Here is a 14881-nt window from a genome sequence, read left to right as displayed (position 1 = left end):
GTAAAATGTCTTGCCCAGCTGTGACCGATACGCTTTCGGCATGAATGTCACCGACCTGCGGTGGTTCGTGGTGCTCGCCGAGACGGAGCATCTGACCGAAGCAGCCGCAACGCTGCAGACCAGTCAGCCGAATCTGTCGCGCTCACTTCGGCGCGTGGAGGAAGCCTTCGGCACCCGGCTGTTCGAACGCGAGCACCGCGGACTACGGCTGAACCCGTACGGCCGGATCGTCTTGGAGGGCGCCCGGGCCGCCGCCGGTGCGTTGGACTCGGCTCAGCAGCGCATCGACGCGTTGCTGGATCCCGAGTCCGGAACGGTTCGCCTGGCGTTCCTGCACTCCGTCGCTACCGGAGTGGTGCCTGATCTGCTCACTGCCTTCCGGCACTCCGCACCGTCGATCCGCTTCGCGCTGCGGGAGCAGCCGTCGCACGACATCGTCCAGGATCTGGAGTCCGGCGACGCGGAGTTGGCCATCACGGGTCCCAGACCCGACAAGCACACGTTCGGCTGGCATCTGCTCGAACGGCAACGGCTCTGTCTCTACGTCCCTCCAGGACACGCATTGGCCGGTCGCGACCGAGTGCGGCTGGCTGAGGCGGCCGGCGAGCCCTTCATCGCTATGCGCTCCGACTTCGGCTTCCGTCGACTCACCGACGAGCTCTGCAGAGCAGCAGGCTTCACTCCTGCGGTCGCCTTCGAGAGCACGGACCTGACGACGGTCGATCGGCTGGTCGGCGCAGGGCTCGGCGTCGCGGTGCTGCCCGGCGGCGCAGTACGAGGTACGGAGAGCGGAGCGACCGGGGTGCCACTGGCCGGCGTACGGGCTCGTCGGGACATCGGCCTGGCGTGGCACCTGCACCGTGAGCTGTCCCCGGCTGCGGAACGCTTCCGGTCCTTCGTGCAGGCGTGGTGATTCTCTGCAGGTTGCTGCAATGAGTCTTGGCGTGGCGGAGTCCAGCCGGGCAAGGTCTTCGCGTGGAGAAGTCATGGAAGTCCCTGAAGCCCAGCAGACGGCAACTGTTCGCGGCCGGCGCGGTAGCGACGGTCGCATCGGTTGCCTCGACCACCGCCGCCTATGCGGCCGACGACTACGGTTCGGGTGAGCTCGGCCCGTGGGAGGGCAACTCGAACAAGATCGCCACGCCGACGACGATCCGGCAGGTCCGGGACGCCAACGGGATCTACATGTTCGGCGACAGCATCTCGGTGCAGGACGGCTATGCCCTGGCCGTGCGGCTGAACACCGACGGCATCCTGCTCGCGGTCAACAACTGGTCCGGTCGGCCGACAGCACCTGCCGTCGACGTGCTGGCCGATTGGGCGACCACGTATGGCCTGCCGCAGCGGATCCTGATGGCGACCGGCTCCAACGACATCTTCAACCCGCCGGTGATGGCGGCCCAGATCGACCGGACGATGAGCATCGCCGGTCCCACCCGGACGGTGTACTGGGTGAACGTGCAGGTCGCCCGGACCAGCGTCACCGACGCGGTGCGGCTCGCGGACCAGCGCAACAGTGGCTGGATCAACGTGCAGCTCGCCGACGCGCAGAAGCGGTACCCGAACCTGAAGATCGTGCACTGGGCCGAGTTCCTGGCCGCCAAGCCGTCGCGGATGTTGCCGACGATGTACCTGCGCGACGGTGTACACACGACGGTGCCGCTCGGCCAGGACGCCCGCAACGAACTGATCGCCCAGACCATCACCTGACCGAGCGAAGCGGAGTACGGCGGGCGGTGGGGCGCCCGCCCGCCGTACTGGCTCTGGCCTTGCTGCTTAGAGCCCTGCGGTGCTTAGAACCCCGCGGTGATGCGGGTGAACTCCCAGTCGGGCTGGGCGATGCCGCTGCAGTTGGAGACGACGCCGCCACCGGCACAGCCGCGGTCACGGTTCACCGACCAGAACGCCAGCCGGCCGAGTCCGTTGCTGCGGGCCCAGTTGGTGATGTTCTGCCAGGTCGCCGTCGAGGTCAGCTCCTGCTGGTCCGACAGACCGTTCATCCCGGAGATGCCCTGGTGGGCGTAGGCCTGTGCGGTGGTCCAGCCGAAGGTCGCCTTCAGCTTGTTGTTCAGGCCCGTGGAGGCGCCGACGGTGTCGTTGTAGACGTTGCTGCTGCCGAAGTCGAACGGCATCAGTGTGAAGATGTCGATGTTCGCGCCGAGTGCCGCCGACCGCTCGATCAGCCGGTTGCCGTAGTAGTTCGGGCCGGTGGTCGAGGTACCGAAGGTCAGGATCGTCTGGATCCCGGGGTTGTTCTGCTTGACGATCTTGAGCGCGCCGAGGATGCGGTCCTGGACAGCTTCGTTCTCGAACTCGTCAGAGTTCTCGATGTCGATGTCGATCGCCTTCAGACCGTAGGCGCTGATCACCTTCTGGTAGGCGCCGGCCAGTGCTTCCGGCGTGCTGCAGTTCGGTCCCAGCTTGTTGCCGCTCCAACCACCGATCGACGGTACGACGTCGCCGCCGGCCGCGTGGATCGCAGCGATCGCGTTGGCATCTGCGCTGCCCTGTAGCGGCCGGGAACCGTCCCATGCCGGGTTGCAGCCACCGGACGAGAGGATGAAGGCCATGGTGAACCACTTGATGCCGGTCGCGTTCATGACCGTCACCGGGTTCGGCGGGTCACCCCAGCCCATGTAGAGGTACGGGGCAGCCTTCTTGGAGCCGGTGCCCGGATTGCCGCCGCCCTGGGTGGTGACGGAGATAGCGCCGCTCTTGGCGCCTTCGCCCGCGGCGTTCGAGGCGCTGACCTGGTAGCTGTAGCTCGTGCTCGCGGAGAGCCCGGAGTCCGTGTACGACGTACCGGTCGGAGTGCCCACCTTCGTACCGTTGCGGTAAACGCTGTAGCTGGTGGCCCCGCTAACTGCCGACCAGGACAGGCTTACCGACGAGGAGGTCGACGTACCCGTTAGTCCGCCGGGTGCGCCGGGCACGGTTCCTCCTCCACCGCCACTGCACGAGCCGCCGTTCAGGCGACAGCCCGTGATGCCGGGGAAGTTGCCTGGGCTGCCGTTGAAGCCGAACGTGACAGTGGCGCCCGGTGCCAGCGGTCCCGCCCAACTGGGCGGCGTGAAGGTGTGGGTCTGGCCACTGCTGCTCCTGGTCGCGTCCCAGGAACTGCTGATGGTGTAGCCAGACGGGAAGTCCAGTGCGACCGTCCAGGTGCTGAGGGAACTGGTGGTGCCGTTGGTGATGGTCACCTTGCCTTCGAACCCGCTGCCCCAGTCGGACACCTTGGTGAAGGCGGCGCTCACCCCTGCGGCCTGGGCCGCCGGGATGACGATCAGCGAAGCCACCACGGCGGCTATCGCGGCTATTGCTACGGACAGGTACTTCTTGCGTTTCATGATGCTCCGATCAGTGGGCGGTACGTGATCAGACCCGTCCCCATAGGGCAGGGACGTTCGGGGGCTCCCATCCGGTCAAGGACGTGTGGCCCTGGATGCAGCGGTAGGTGATGCCGTTGTAAGACACCAGAGCGCCGGTCGCGTACGCCGTGTTCGGCGCCCACGGGGTAGCCGTCGGAGGGGTGGTCGGCGGCGGCGTGGTGGGAGGCGTGGTCGGGGGAGTCGTGGGTGGTGTCGTGGGCGGGGTGGTCGGGGGCGTCGTCGGCGGTGTCGTGGGAGGGGTGGTCGGCGGCGGGGTTGTGCCGGTGCAACCGGCGGTGTCCGCGTTGACGGAGTTGACCACTGCGTTGAAGAGCGTGACGCCAGGGTCGAGGGCCTCGAGCGAATACATCATCGCGCCCGCCAGCCCCTTGCAGTGCTGGTAATCCGCCTTCGCCTTGATCGACTGGGCGTTGTCCCCGGTCCAGAAGGTGCCGTTGCTGTAGAACCAGGAGGCCTTGGTCGCGTCGTCGAAGTACGTGCTGGCGGGATTGTCGACGAAGCCGGTCAGCTCCTTGTAGAAGGAGACACCAGGCACGTTGCCGCTCAGCGCGTGCCCGTCGGCGGGTCCGGTAGCGGTCTGGTACTTACCGTTCGCTGTCGCCGGAACACCCTTCCATCCCCTGTAGTAGAAGGGATATCCGATCGTCAGCTTGTTCGCCGGAAAGCCGCCGGGGATCCCGTACGCCGGATCGCCGGTGGTCCACGCCTTGACCGCCCCGTCGACGGAGTACTTGGCCGAGCCCGGTGGGATCGGCGTGCTCGGGTCGTTCGGCGCCTGGTACAACGGGTCCTGGAAGTTGGTCGGCCCGGTGGCATCCCAGCCGCCGTGCATGTCGTACGTCATCACGTTGTTGTAGTCCAGGTACTGGCCGAGCTTGTTCGTCTCGATGGTGGCGATCTTGTCCTGGCCGGCCGGGGTGGCGGCGGTCAGCCACATCTTCTTGCCGACACTGTTGCCATAGGCATCCAGCTGGGACCGCAGCTCGGCCAGCAGCAGGGTGAAGTTCTGCTTGTCCGCGGCGCTGTAGTGGTTGCCGACGTGACCGTTCGGCGAGCCCGGGTACTCCCAGTCGATGTCGATGCCGTCGAAGATCCCGGCCGCGCTGCCCGGGCCGCCGAAGCCGTCGACGACCGGCAGGTTGCCCTTGATGAACATGTCGACACAGGAACTGACCAGCGCCTTGCGCTTGGCGTCGGTGGAGGCCGCGTCGGAGAAGTACTTGGAGTAGGTCCAGCCGCCGATCGAGATCAGGATCTTCAGGTTCGGGTACTTCGCCTTCAGCTTCTTCAGCTGGTTGAAGTTGCCCTGGATCGGCTGGTTCCAGACGTCACCGATGCCGTCGACGCTGATGTCCGCGCCGTACGACTTGCCGTAGTCGGCGAAGGCGTCGCCGGCGCCGTCACCGGCACTCGGGTTGCTCTCGTCCTGGGAGGCGGCCTTGTTCGCCATGAAGCAGGTGTGGCTGGTCGGGTGGATGTTCGCGAACGCGTAGTTCAGGAAGTCCAGCTTGGCCGCGGCACCCGTGCTGATCAGGTTCTTGGGGTAGAAGGCGTTCTGGTAGATGCCCCACTGGGTGAAGTAGGCCGTCTTCACGCCACCGCTGGTGGCGGCGACGGCCTGGGGGGCGGTCTGTGCTTCGGGCGGTCCGGCGGTGGCGACGCCGGCGACGGCGATCAGGGCGGTCGCGGCGACTGTGGCCGCTGCGGCAAAGGTGCGCGTTCGACTCATGGGGGCGGTCCTCCGGTCAGGAGCGGAGCGGGACACGGATGTCCTGCAGGTGTCCATCAGTGGACGGGGGCGGAGCTTTCTGGAAGCAACTTAGTTAAAGACGCTTCAAAAACGAACGGTAGCGTTTTGCCGCCCATTGGTCGCGGGCTCGGGCTGGCGGGTTGCCGCAGCTGACGGAAATCCGACACCGGTTGTCCACAGGTTTCGATCGGCCTCTCCGGGGCCGTCCGAAGACGGCACGTTCTAGGCATGGACAACACTTCCCTGCCGCCGGCGGTCCTGTTCGCCACCGCCGACGAGATGCTGCTCGACGACCTGCTGCGCCTGGCCGCGGCCGTCGAGGTGACCCCCCAGGTGGAGCACGACCTGCTCGGCCTGCGCCGCTGCTGGCAATCGCCGGTCCTCGTCGTGGTCGGCCAGGACCTGGTCGAGCCCCTGGCCCGCACCCAACCCGTACGCCGGTCCGGCGTCGTCGTGGCCGGCGTGGACCCCGACGACCCCGAGGCGTATCGCCGCGCGCTCGCGATCGGTGCCGAAGGCGTCTTTCCGCTGCCGGCGGAAGAAGCCGCGCTCGGCGACAAACTCGCCGACACCCTGGACGGCGGAGTGCTGTCTGCCCTGACGCTGGCGTTCGTCGGTGGCTGTGGCGGAGCCGGCGCCACGACACTCGCCGCTGCCGTCGCAGTGACCGGGAGCAGACGAGGGCTGCGGACGATGCTGATCGACGGCGACCCCCTGGGTGGCGGTATCGACCTCGCGTTGGGCAGTGAGACCGAGCAAGGGTCACGGTGGCCGGAGCTGATCAATGCTGCCGGACGGGTCAGTTCCGGCGCGCTGCGAGCTGCCCTGCCCTTGATAGACGGGCTGGCCGTGTTGTCGTGGGATCAGTCCGATGTGCCCGCGTTACCGCCCGAGGCGATGCGCTCCGTCGTGGGTGCCGCACAGCGAAGCAGCGATCTCGTCGTGCTCGACCTGCCGCGCCGGCCTGATCCAGCCTCGGAAGAAGCCTTCGTCCGGGCCACGGCGACGCTGCTGGTCGTACCGCGGAATGTGCGGGCGTGCGCCGCGGCGGCTCGGCTGGTGGCGCCGCTGCGCGAAGTTGCCACTGACCTGAGAGTGGTGGCGCGAGAGCCCGCGCTGAACGGTTTGTCTGCCCTCGACGTGGCGGATCATCTGTCGCTTCCTCTGGCCGCGAACGTTGGCCGGGCCGAGCGTGAGCTGGCTGCTCAGATGGACGAAGGACGCTTCGATCCACGACCGCGAACGGCGCTTGGCCGAGCGGCCGCCGAACTGCTGGATCTTTTCGGTCTCCACGAACTGGCCGCAGCATGAACGTCTCGGCCGAGTTACTCGAGCGAGTCCGCAAAACCCTTGCTGCGCAGGGATCCGAGCCGACGCCCGCGAGGGTTGCCGCCGCTCTCCGTGCCGACGGCGGAGTATTCGGCGACTCCACCGTCCTCGCGGTGGTCGCCGCTCTGCGCCGAGAGGCCCTGGGCGCAGGGCCACTCGACGGACTGCTGTCCGAGCCCGGCATCACCGACATCCTGGTGAACGGCGCGAACGAGGTCTACGTCGATCGCGGCTCAGGTCTCGAGCGAGTATCCCTCCGCACCGGCGACGAATCCGCCGTACGCCGCTTGGCCACCCGCCTCGCAGCAGCAGCCGGGCGCCGCCTCGACGACGCAACGCCGTACGTCGATGTGCGGCTGCCAGACGGGACGCGATTCCACGCCGTCCTGTCACCGGTTGCCGCCCCTGGGACTTGTCTGTCGTTGCGCGTGCCGTCGCGCAAGGTCTTCGACCTGGAGGAGTTGGTTGCCGCCGGTTCATTGCCGCCCGGTGGGGCATCGGTGCTGCGGGATCTGCTGGACGCACGGTTGGCCTTCCTGATCAGTGGAGGCACAGGAACGGGGAAGACGACGCTGCTCAACTGTCTGCTGTCACTAGTGGACGAGTCCGAGCGGTTGGTGCTGGTCGAGGACGCGAGCGAGCTCCGTCCGGATCATCCGCACGTGATCCGGTTGGAGGCAAGGCCGCCCAACGTCGAGGGATCCGGCGAGATCACCTTGCGCGACCTGGTCAGGCAAGCGCTGCGGATGCGTCCAGATCGGCTGGTGATCGGGGAGGTGCGAGGCGCTGAGGTCGTCGACCTGCTGAGTGCGCTCAATACAGGACACGAGGGTGGCTGCGGCACGGTCCACGCAAACTCCGCCTCGGACGTGCCGGTCCGCCTGGAAGCGCTCGGCGCAATGGCCGGCCTTGGCCGCGACGCCTTGCACAGCCAGGTGTCGTCCGCCCTGCAGGCCGTCATCCACCTGGTGCGAGGATCCGACGGCCGCCGACGAATCGCCGAGGTCCGCGTAGTCGGCCGAACAGCTGACGGACTCGCGACAACGCTCCCGGCCGTCCGGTTCGTTGCCGACGGCAACCTCGAACTCTGCGACGGCGCCAGCCGCTTCACCAAACTCCTCGCAGGCGCCGCATGAGACCCGCCATCGCAGCCAGCCGCTTCACCAAACTCCTCGCAGGTGCCGCATGAGACCCGCCATCGCAGCCAGTGGACTAGTGCTCGTTGCCCTGCTGCTGATCCTGCCAACCCGCGGCCGCGGTCTCCATCGCTTGGCCGCCACCTCTCCCGGCCTGGTCGATCGTCGCCGAAAGCTCTCGGTAGGCGGCGCCGACCTCACCCGTAGCGCGGGCCGCCGACTCGGCAGTCTCACCTTCGCGGCCGCCATCTCGGTCATCTTCTTGGGATCCCTTGGCTTACAGGTGCTGGTCACCGTCGCTGCTGTCGGCGTCATCGTCACGGTCGTCTTCCGGCAGCGGGCCAAGCATCGTCGCCGGTCGGCGGCTGCCGTTCGTCGAGCTCAGGTCATCGAGGCCTGCGATGTTCTCAGCGCCGATCTGACCGCAGGCCGACCACCGGCCGAGGCGCTCGACGGAGCCGCCACGATCTGCGCCGACCTACAGGTCGTCTCCGCCGCCTGCCGCCTCGGCGGCGACGTACCGGCCACTCTCGAACTGATCGCCGAAACCCCTGGCGCCGAAGGCCTCCGCGCCCTGGCCGCCGCCTGGCGAGTAGCCGACGAGTCAGGCGCCCCGTTCGCGGCGATCACCGATCGCCTGGCCGACTCCTTAAGAGCCGACGAGGCAATCCGCCGCCAAACAGCCGCCAGCCTCGCCGGCGCCCGAGCCACCGCCCGCCTCCTCGCAGTACTCCCCTTCTTCGGCACAGCCCTCGGCTACGCCCTGGGCGCCGACCCCCTCACCTTCCTCACCACCACACCCCCAGGCGCAGCCGTCCTCACAAGCGGCCTAGCCCTCTCCATCACCGGCCTCACCTGGACCGACCACCTAGCCAAAGACCCCACCCCATGACCCCACCTCCGCCCTCCCAACCCACATCCTCCTGGCAGAGCTGGTGTGGATCGATCGTCAAAGCAAGGAAGGTGATTGTTGATGCTGACGCCCGTGGTGCTTGCGGGGCTAGCGGTGGCGCTCTGGGTTCCGGGGCCGCCGGGGACGCGTCGTCTTGGTCGGCGCCGTGGTGGACTCGCTCGCCGATTCGCTCTACCGGCGACTTCCCGCCGACACCGTTTGGTGGCGCTCATCGCCGCGTGTGCTGCGCTGCTGCTTTTCGGCTTTCCGCTCGGCGCTCTCCTGGCACCGATCATCGCCTTCGCCGTCCCCATCGGTCTCAGCCGCCTCGAACCAGCCTCCGCGCGCAGACGTCGAGCCCGCATCGCCGCCGACCTGCCTCTGGCAGTCGACCTTCTTGCCGCCTGCTTGCGAGCCGGACGACCACCCCAAGCCGCAGTCGCAACAGTCGCGAAAGCAATCAGCGGCCCACTGGGCGACCTACTGGCCGGCGTCGGCCACCGACTCGGACTGGGTGCGGACCCGATCGACGCGTGGTCCACCCTGCTGACCGAGCCTCCATGCGCGAGCCTCGCCCGCGCAGTACAACGCGCCCTGCGCTCCGGCGCACCCTTGGCGAAATCACTCGAACACCTCGCCGACGACGCTCGAAGCGCTCGGCGCTGGACAGTCGAGGAGCAGGCTCGTGCTGTCGAATCCCGAGCAGTAGTTCCGCTCGGCCTCTGCTTCCTCCCAGCCTTCGTCCTGCTCGGCGTGGTCCCAACCGTCGCCGGCTCGCTGGGAGGAGTCCTGCATCTGTTCAGCTAACCGTCTGGCGGTACTTCTCGAGATCTGTCGCGACATTGCTCGCCACGAACTGCATGACCCGGTACTCACAAACGCCGGCAATCGCGAACGGGTCGGTCTTCACCAGCTCTTCCATCGCCGGCGCATCGTCGCCGACCGCCAGGATGACTCCACCATCGCGCGGCACTTTGCGCCCGGAAGCCAGGAACGTGCCGGAGTCGTAATGCCCCTTGAGCCAGGCGACGTGGTCAGCCATCAACTCATCGACCCGTTCGAGCGGTGCGGTATAGGTCAGCTCCAAGACGAACATGGACGTCAGCCTAGCCCTCGGCCAGACCTTCCCGTGGCCCTCGTCGCCCAGTCGCATACCCCGCACCACCGCCCTCGCCAGACGCTGGCGACACCTCCAACTCCTGATGCGGGACGCTACTTCGCTGCCGCGTCGAGCAGAGCTTCCGCGACCGACGTACGGGCATACAGGACCGTCCGGCCCATCCGGTGTGCAGTGACAAGTCCGCCTGCGCGGAGGCTGCCCAGGTGCTGGGAGACTCCACCAGGCGTCAGCCCTGTCCGCGCTGCCAGTTCCGTCGTCGACCGTGGCGCATCGAGCTGAGCCAACAGTTCTGCGCGGGACCGACCCAGTACGCCGGCGAGCCCCGCCGGCGCCGGGTGGGACGAGTCGTCCCAAAGAGTGGCGATCCCGCGCGCCGGATAGGTGAAAGTGGGCTGCCAGGGCGGGATCGTGCTCGAATACACGGTCGGCCAGACAAAGGCCGACGGCGTCATCAGCAACCCTTCCCCGTTCAGGTTCCGCACCCCCTTGAACCGGCGGTGCTTGATGAACAACGAGCCGTTCCGCCACTTCACCGATTCCGCGAGATCCTCGAACAACCCGGCAGGACCGGCCTGACCGAGCCGACGACCGCGGTACAGAAGATCCCCTTCGAGTAGCGAGCGGATCCGCCCCCAATGCGGCGCGATTGCCAACTCCCAGTACGCCTCCACCTGCTCGACGAGCAGAGCCAGGCCGGCCTCGGGATCGGCGTACAGATCCGCGATCGCCTTTGACGGCAGGTCGTCCACCGTCGCGGGCGTGAGTCGGCGCGGCAGCATCGCTTCGTCGAGCGAACCGACCGGGTGGCTCCTCGCATAGGCGAGTACGTCGAGGTCCGCGCGAACCTGATCGGCCGAGACTCTGTTCAGCGCACCCAGGTCGGCGGTGAGATCGGGCAGTGGCGTCTGTGGGCGAGGGGTGAGGAAGTCGGCCAGGTACCAAACGGCCGGATCGATCAGGTCGAAGAGCAGACCGAGTTCGATGCCCTCGCGGGCGATCCGTTCGGTCGTGGTTCGGGCCCACCCGGCGTGGAACTGCTGGGCGCGCGGCGTCTTCAGCAGCCGGATGCTGGCCACCACCTCCCACAGGGGCGACAACGCCAGCCGGGTACGGGCCAGGTCCTGCACCGTGAAGGTGATAGTCAGCATGCGCGTCCTCCGGCAAGGTTTAGCTCAGGCTAAATCATTTCAAGACGACTTCCGGCCGGCTGCACGATGAACCCGCGCCGCACCGAGGTGGGACGGCGGCAGAGCAGAGGGAGTCGAGATGCAGATCGAACCGACAGTGAAGATCGGTGAACTGAATGTGCACAGGCTGGGGTTCGGCGCGATGAGGCTGACAGGCTTCCGGGCGGTGCCGGATCGGACCGAGCCGATCCGGGTCGCGCGGCGAGCCGTCGAGCTAGGCGTCGACTTCATCGACACCGCCGATTCCTACGGTCTCGGCACGAATGAGCAGCTCCTCGCGGAGGCGCTTCATCCGTACGCCACTGACCTGGTGATCGCCACCAAGGTGGGCCGTACGAGGCCGTCGCCGACGGAATGGGGCGACGTCGGCCGACCTGACTATCTCCGGCAGGCAGCAGAGTTGAGCCTGCGGCGTCTGCAGGTCGAACGGATCGACCTGCTGCAACTGCATCGGATCGATCCGTTGGTGCCGTTCGCTGATCAACTGGGTGCCCTTGCGCAACTGCAGCTCGAGGGAAAGGTCCGGCACCTCGGCCTCTCGGAGGTGACAGTCGCGCAGCTGGAGGAGGCGCGTGGTGTGGTCGACATCGTGAGTGTGCAGAACCGCTACAACTTGACGGATCGCGAGCATGATCCGGTCATCGAGTACTGCGAAGCGCACGGAATCGCCTTCATTCCTTGGCTTCCCATCGCGAAGGGTGATCATTTCGCGAACGCTCTACTGGTCGAGATCGCAGCAGAAGTCGGAGCCACTCCCGCGCAGGTGTCGCTGGCATGGCTGCTGCACAGATCGCCGATGATGGTTCCGATTCCGGGGACGAGTTCGGAGTCTCACCTGGTCGAGAACGTCGCGGCGGCGCAGCTGGAACTGACGCCGGACCAGCTGGACCGGCTGAATTCCGTGGCCTCGGAGCGGTAGTTGTCCCCAGGTTGAAATCTCTTTGTCTGCAAGGGCTCCGGCGACGGCACCTTGTCAGTGAGTCGATCGGAGCAGCTGATCGGCAGATCAGGAGGTTTCACATGTCCAAGGCGCTGGTGGCCGTTCGCCGCCTTCACAAGTTCAGCGAGCGCGGCGCGGCGACCGCGGAGTATGCGGTGACGATGGTTGCCGCCTGCGGCATCGGCGGCATCCTCATCGCGCTGCTGAAATCGCCCGCGATGCTGTCCTTGCTCAAGGCAATCATCAATTTCGCCCTCAAGGCCGCAGGACTCGACGGCGTCCAGATCTGACCCGCCGACCCGCCGCGACGCACCCCATACCGTCGCGGCGGGTCCGGTCCAGCACGCGAGGAGGGATCTGGAATGTTCGAGACTGATGATGAGAGGCTTCAGGCGCAGCTGCCGCTTGGAGTGCGAGCCGCATCTCGTTCGGGCGAGCGTGGTGCGGTCACAGCAGAAGTTGCCTTGGCGATACCGATGCTGTTGGCAACCATGCTTTTCGGTGTCTGGCTGGCCGGTCTGGTGATAGCAAACATTCGCTGCATCGACGCGGCAAGAGATGTGGCCCGGGCGGTCGCGCGTGGCGAACCGCCCGAATCAGCCCAGCAACTCGGCAGTCGCACAGCTCCCCGAAACGCAACCATCTCGATCACCCGATCCGGTCCGGACATCAAGGTAGCCGTCACTGCCTTGGTAACCCCCGATTGGCCGCTGCTCGCCGAGCTTCCTCCCATGCACGCGCAGGCTGAAGCAACAATCCAATCCGAACCAGCCAACTCCACCCCAGTGCCATGAGGTCTTCACGCTTCAAGGGACGTCGTCGTGAGCTGGGTGCGGGGACGGTACTAGCCCTCTGCGTTGCCATGGTGCTCTTCACGGCGGGAGGCGTCGCCGTGCTCTGGGCTGCCATCTCGGTCGGCACCCACCGCGTGACGGCCGCTGCTGACATGGTGGCGCTGAGCGCGGCCCAAGCTCTACAAGCCGGTGAACCCGATCCGTGCCGAACAGCCCAACGCATCGCCGCCACCCAGCACGTCGACCTGAGAACCTGCCAACTTCAAGGCCAAACCGTCACAGTCGAGGTCGGCATCGTGCTTCACCTAGGCGTCCTAGGATCTCCGTCCATCAACACGCCTGCCCGTGCAGGTCCCGCCGACTACGAAGGAGCAGACTTGGTGAGATGACATCAGAACGCGAGCGCTTGATCGTGGTCGACGCAGCGAACGTCGTGGGATCCCGTCCGGACGGATGGTGGCGGGATCGCCCCGGCGCCGCCCGCCGACTGCTCGACAAGCTGACCACGCTCGCTCCGAAGCTGTCCGAACCGGTCGAGATCGTCGTGGTCCTAGAAGGAGCCGCCCGACGAGCGATGGACGATGCCCCGCCACTTGGCGATCTGCAGGTTGTCCTCGCCGACCACGAAGGCGACGACACCATCGTCGACGTAGTGAAGACCGCCGCCATCACGGATCCCGACCGCCCGATCACCGTCATCACCGCCGACCGAGCCCTCCGCGACCGCATCAAAGCCCACGGAGCCGAACCGGAAGGCCCCCGCTGGCTCTGGAACCACCTAGACCAATAGCCCCCGACCCTCGCCAAACTCGCCAGCACTCAAGCGCAACCACCCTCGCAACCCCGGCACCCCCGGCAACCCCCGCGACCCCGGCACCCCCCGCGACCCCGGGCAACCCCGGCAGCCCTCAGCGGCCCAAGGGAGTTGCCTTCGCCCCTGACCTCCAGCGGCAGCGGCAACTGCTCCACCGGTGGCACCTTCTTCCAGCAGCCACCACCTCCACCCCTGCCGCATGCCGAGCGCATCAGATCCGCCTGCTGAGCGGCGCCTTCCTCAGCGGGTTGTAGGCAACGGACCTTGCCAGTCGCGGCTGCCACGTTCCAGCCGTGCCCCACTTCTGAGCGCAACAGATCCGACTGCTGTGCGGCGCCTTCCCCCGGCGGGTTGTAGGCGATTGGCCTTGCCAGTTGCGGCTGCCCATGTTCCAGCCGTGTCTCACTTCTGAGCGCAACCAGATCCAACTGCTGTGCGGCGCCATTCCCAGGGGAGTTGTAGACGATTGCCCATGCCAATCGCGCCGCCCGGGCTCTGCGCCTCCCACTTCCGAGCGCAACCAGATCCGGCTGCCGAGGGATCCAGTCCTAGCGCGTTCGCCGCTGCTGCCCGTGCATGCGGGCTGCGCGGGGTTGGGTTAGTCGGCTAGCCAGCCGTTGTGTTCGGCTATTTGGATGGCGTCGGCTCGGGTGCGGGCGCCGGTTTTGCCGATGGCTGACCAGAGGCGGGTGCGGACGACGCGTTCGGAGACGGCGAGCTTCTGCGCCATCAGCGCGACGGAGCCGCCGTCGCGGGCGGCGCGGAGGGTGCTGGTTTCGCCTTCGGTCAAAGGCGTCTCGGTGTACAGCAGCGTCTCGGCGGCCAGGTTGGCGTCGACGACACGGAGGCCGAGGTGCACGCGGCGTACGGCGTCGGCCAGTTGCGGGGTCGGGCTGCCTTTGAGTGCGAAGCCTTTGGCGCCTGCATCGAGGCCGCGGCGGAGGTGGCCGGGGCGGCCGTAGGTGGTGAGCATCAGTACGCGGCACTCGGGCATCGAAGTACGGAGCTCAGTGGTCACGTGGATGCTGTCGTAGCCCGGGCCGGCTGCGTCGAGCAACGCCACGTTCGCGCGGTGGCGTTTGGCGGCGCCGACGACATCATCGGTCCGGTTGATCTCGGCGACGATCTCCAGATCCCGTTCGCGTTCCAGGCCGCTTCTGAGGACGCCTCGGCTGAGGATCTGGTCGTCGACCAGCAGCAGCCGGATGCGGTCGGGCAAACGAGCCTCCGGGGTGACCGTCCGGGCGCCGGGGAAGTGCGTCCGGGAGGAGTTGGGCAGGACTTCGGTTCCAGATCATGAACGCAGCCGGCTGGTGCCGTCCACATCAACGCCCCATCTCTACCAGATTGCGACCAGATCGCGACCCACCGGTACCTGCCGCCTCACAAACACCCTTGCCGAAGAAATCAGCACGCCCAGCCACGAACCATTTCCTGCAATCACTGCGACCGATAGAGGCCCACAGCAATAAGTGAAGAGGAAGGAAGGCGCTCCTGGCTGGCGCCGATGCCAGCCCGGGGTGAGCGGGT

The 14881-nt window shown here is 67.0% G+C and carries 16 protein-coding genes; 11 read left to right on the top strand and 5 right to left on the bottom strand.

Going from position 1 to position 14881, the window contains the following annotated elements; all coding sequences use genetic code 11:
* The first annotated feature begins 40 nt into the window (after nt 1–40).
* Both DIZ26_RS14405 and DIZ26_RS14400 read left to right on the top strand, forming a co-directional pair.
* Nucleotides 41–913 (top strand): LysR family transcriptional regulator, encoded by an 873-nt coding sequence (locus DIZ26_RS14405; protein WP_112241416.1) that lies wholly within the window; start codon nt 41–43, stop codon nt 911–913.
* Between the two features lie 62 nt (nt 914–975).
* The gene (locus tag DIZ26_RS14400) at nt 976–1710 is read left to right on the top strand and encodes an SGNH/GDSL hydrolase family protein (RefSeq protein WP_112241414.1); all 735 of its coding nucleotides are present in this window, start codon (nt 976–978) and stop codon (nt 1708–1710) included.
* Nucleotides 1711–1793: 83 nt separating this feature from the next.
* Here DIZ26_RS14400 and DIZ26_RS14395 read toward each other — a convergent pair whose 3' ends face one another.
* Both DIZ26_RS14395 and DIZ26_RS14390 read right to left on the bottom strand, forming a co-directional pair.
* Nucleotides 1794–3347: a glycoside hydrolase family 18 protein gene (locus tag DIZ26_RS14395; RefSeq protein WP_112241412.1), complete on the bottom strand. Its 1554-nt coding sequence runs from the start codon at nt 3345–3347 to the stop codon at nt 1794–1796.
* A gap of 28 nt (nt 3348–3375) precedes the next feature.
* Complete coding sequence (locus tag DIZ26_RS14390) at nt 3376–5118, bottom strand: glycosyl hydrolase family 18 protein (RefSeq protein WP_112241410.1); 1743 nt, start codon at nt 5116–5118, stop codon at nt 3376–3378.
* Nucleotides 5119–5367: 249 nt separating this feature from the next.
* On the opposite strand from DIZ26_RS14390, the gene ssd reads away from it, so the two are divergent.
* From ssd to DIZ26_RS14370, 4 genes are all read left to right on the top strand, one after another.
* Nucleotides 5368–6450 carry a septum site-determining protein Ssd gene (gene ssd / locus DIZ26_RS14385; RefSeq protein WP_232828342.1) on the top strand — a complete coding sequence of 361 codons (1083 nt, stop codon included), beginning with the start codon at nt 5368–5370 and terminating at the stop codon, nt 6448–6450.
* On the top strand, nt 6447–7604 hold the full coding sequence (locus DIZ26_RS14380) for a TadA family conjugal transfer-associated ATPase (protein ID WP_112241408.1): 1158 nt from the start codon (nt 6447–6449) through the stop codon (nt 7602–7604). Before ssd ends, DIZ26_RS14380 begins: the two co-directional genes overlap by 4 nt.
* A 49-nt stretch (nt 7605–7653) precedes the next feature.
* Entirely contained in the window at nt 7654–8496 is an 843-nt protein-coding gene (locus DIZ26_RS14375) for a type II secretion system F family protein (RefSeq protein WP_112241405.1), read from the top strand.
* A gap of 222 nt (nt 8497–8718) precedes the next feature.
* Nucleotides 8719–9303 (top strand): type II secretion system F family protein, encoded by a 585-nt coding sequence (locus DIZ26_RS14370; protein ID WP_232828341.1) that lies wholly within the window; start codon nt 8719–8721, stop codon nt 9301–9303.
* On the opposite strand, the gene DIZ26_RS14365 is transcribed toward DIZ26_RS14370, so the two are convergent.
* Together DIZ26_RS14365 and DIZ26_RS14360 are read right to left on the bottom strand one after the other, a co-directional pair.
* Nucleotides 9296–9592 carry a YciI family protein gene (locus DIZ26_RS14365; protein ID WP_112242105.1) on the bottom strand — a complete coding sequence of 99 codons (297 nt, stop codon included), beginning with the start codon at nt 9590–9592 and terminating at the stop codon, nt 9296–9298. The two genes, DIZ26_RS14370 and DIZ26_RS14365, sit on opposite strands and share 8 nt — an antisense overlap.
* A gap of 116 nt (nt 9593–9708) precedes the next feature.
* A complete protein-coding gene (locus DIZ26_RS14360) occupies nt 9709–10764 on the bottom strand; it encodes a winged helix-turn-helix domain-containing protein (RefSeq protein WP_112241402.1) in 1056 nt (351 codons plus the stop codon).
* Between the two features lie 118 nt (nt 10765–10882).
* Between DIZ26_RS14360 and DIZ26_RS14355 the strand changes: the two genes are divergently transcribed.
* The 5 genes from DIZ26_RS14355 to DIZ26_RS14335 all read left to right on the top strand — a co-directional run bounded on the left by DIZ26_RS14355 (nt 10883) and on the right by DIZ26_RS14335 (nt 13327).
* A complete protein-coding gene (locus tag DIZ26_RS14355; protein ID WP_112241400.1) occupies nt 10883–11722 on the top strand; it encodes an aldo/keto reductase in 840 nt (279 codons plus the stop codon).
* A 101-nt stretch (nt 11723–11823) separates the two neighbouring features.
* Nucleotides 11824–12033, top strand: coding sequence for a DUF4244 domain-containing protein (locus DIZ26_RS14350; RefSeq protein WP_112241398.1), 210 nt, complete (start codon nt 11824–11826; stop codon nt 12031–12033).
* A 72-nt stretch (nt 12034–12105) separates the two neighbouring features.
* Nucleotides 12106–12537, top strand: a complete 432-nt coding sequence (locus DIZ26_RS14345) for a TadE family type IV pilus minor pilin (RefSeq protein ID WP_112241396.1) — start codon at nt 12106–12108, stop codon at nt 12535–12537.
* Nucleotides 12534–12926: an Rv3654c family TadE-like protein gene (locus DIZ26_RS38895; protein ID WP_112241394.1), complete on the top strand. Its 393-nt coding sequence runs from the start codon at nt 12534–12536 to the stop codon at nt 12924–12926. Before DIZ26_RS14345 ends, DIZ26_RS38895 begins: the two co-directional genes overlap by 4 nt.
* The gene (locus tag DIZ26_RS14335; RefSeq protein ID WP_112241392.1) at nt 12923–13327 is read left to right on the top strand and encodes a hypothetical protein; all 405 of its coding nucleotides are present in this window, start codon (nt 12923–12925) and stop codon (nt 13325–13327) included. The genes DIZ26_RS38895 and DIZ26_RS14335 overlap by 4 nt, the downstream gene beginning before the upstream one ends.
* Nucleotides 13328–13949: 622 nt before the next feature.
* Here DIZ26_RS14335 and DIZ26_RS14330 read toward each other — a convergent pair.
* On the bottom strand, nt 13950–14570 hold the full coding sequence (locus DIZ26_RS14330) for a response regulator transcription factor (RefSeq protein ID WP_112241391.1): 621 nt from the start codon (nt 14568–14570) through the stop codon (nt 13950–13952).
* Nucleotides 14571–14881: the final 311 nt, after the last annotated feature.

Origin of the sequence: Kribbella monticola (assembly GCF_003261635.1) — a bacterium.
Lineage (GTDB): Bacteria > Actinomycetota > Actinomycetes > Propionibacteriales > Kribbellaceae > Kribbella > Kribbella monticola.
This window is presented reverse-complemented; position numbering and strand designations above follow the sequence as displayed.

What these genes read in the sequence shown, in the direction of transcription:
- ssd (WP_232828342.1), top strand. Translation starts at nt 5,368, where the DNA reads ATGGACAACACTTCCCTGCCGCCGGCGGTCCTGTTCGCCACCGCCGAC.
- DIZ26_RS14350 (WP_112241398.1), top strand. Translation starts at nt 11,824, where the DNA reads ATGTCCAAGGCGCTGGTGGCCGTTCGCCGCCTTCACAAGTTCAGCGAG.
- DIZ26_RS14335 (WP_112241392.1), top strand. Translation starts at nt 12,923, where the DNA reads ATGACATCAGAACGCGAGCGCTTGATCGTGGTCGACGCAGCGAACGTC.
- DIZ26_RS14355 (WP_112241400.1), top strand. Translation starts at nt 10,883, where the DNA reads ATGCAGATCGAACCGACAGTGAAGATCGGTGAACTGAATGTGCACAGG.
- DIZ26_RS14395 (WP_112241412.1), bottom strand. Translation starts at nt 3,347, where the DNA reads ATGAAACGCAAGAAGTACCTGTCCGTAGCAATAGCCGCGATAGCCGCC.
- DIZ26_RS14375 (WP_112241405.1), top strand. Translation starts at nt 7,654, where the DNA reads ATGAGACCCGCCATCGCAGCCAGTGGACTAGTGCTCGTTGCCCTGCTG.
- DIZ26_RS14380 (WP_112241408.1), top strand. Translation starts at nt 6,447, where the DNA reads ATGAACGTCTCGGCCGAGTTACTCGAGCGAGTCCGCAAAACCCTTGCT.
- DIZ26_RS14405 (WP_112241416.1), top strand. Translation starts at nt 41, where the DNA reads ATGAATGTCACCGACCTGCGGTGGTTCGTGGTGCTCGCCGAGACGGAG.
- DIZ26_RS14360 (WP_112241402.1), bottom strand. Translation starts at nt 10,764, where the DNA reads ATGCTGACTATCACCTTCACGGTGCAGGACCTGGCCCGTACCCGGCTG.
- DIZ26_RS14390 (WP_112241410.1), bottom strand. Translation starts at nt 5,118, where the DNA reads ATGAGTCGAACGCGCACCTTTGCCGCAGCGGCCACAGTCGCCGCGACC.
- DIZ26_RS14345 (WP_112241396.1), top strand. Translation starts at nt 12,106, where the DNA reads ATGTTCGAGACTGATGATGAGAGGCTTCAGGCGCAGCTGCCGCTTGGA.
- DIZ26_RS14365 (WP_112242105.1), bottom strand. Translation starts at nt 9,592, where the DNA reads ATGTTCGTCTTGGAGCTGACCTATACCGCACCGCTCGAACGGGTCGAT.
- DIZ26_RS38895 (WP_112241394.1), top strand. Translation starts at nt 12,534, where the DNA reads ATGAGGTCTTCACGCTTCAAGGGACGTCGTCGTGAGCTGGGTGCGGGG.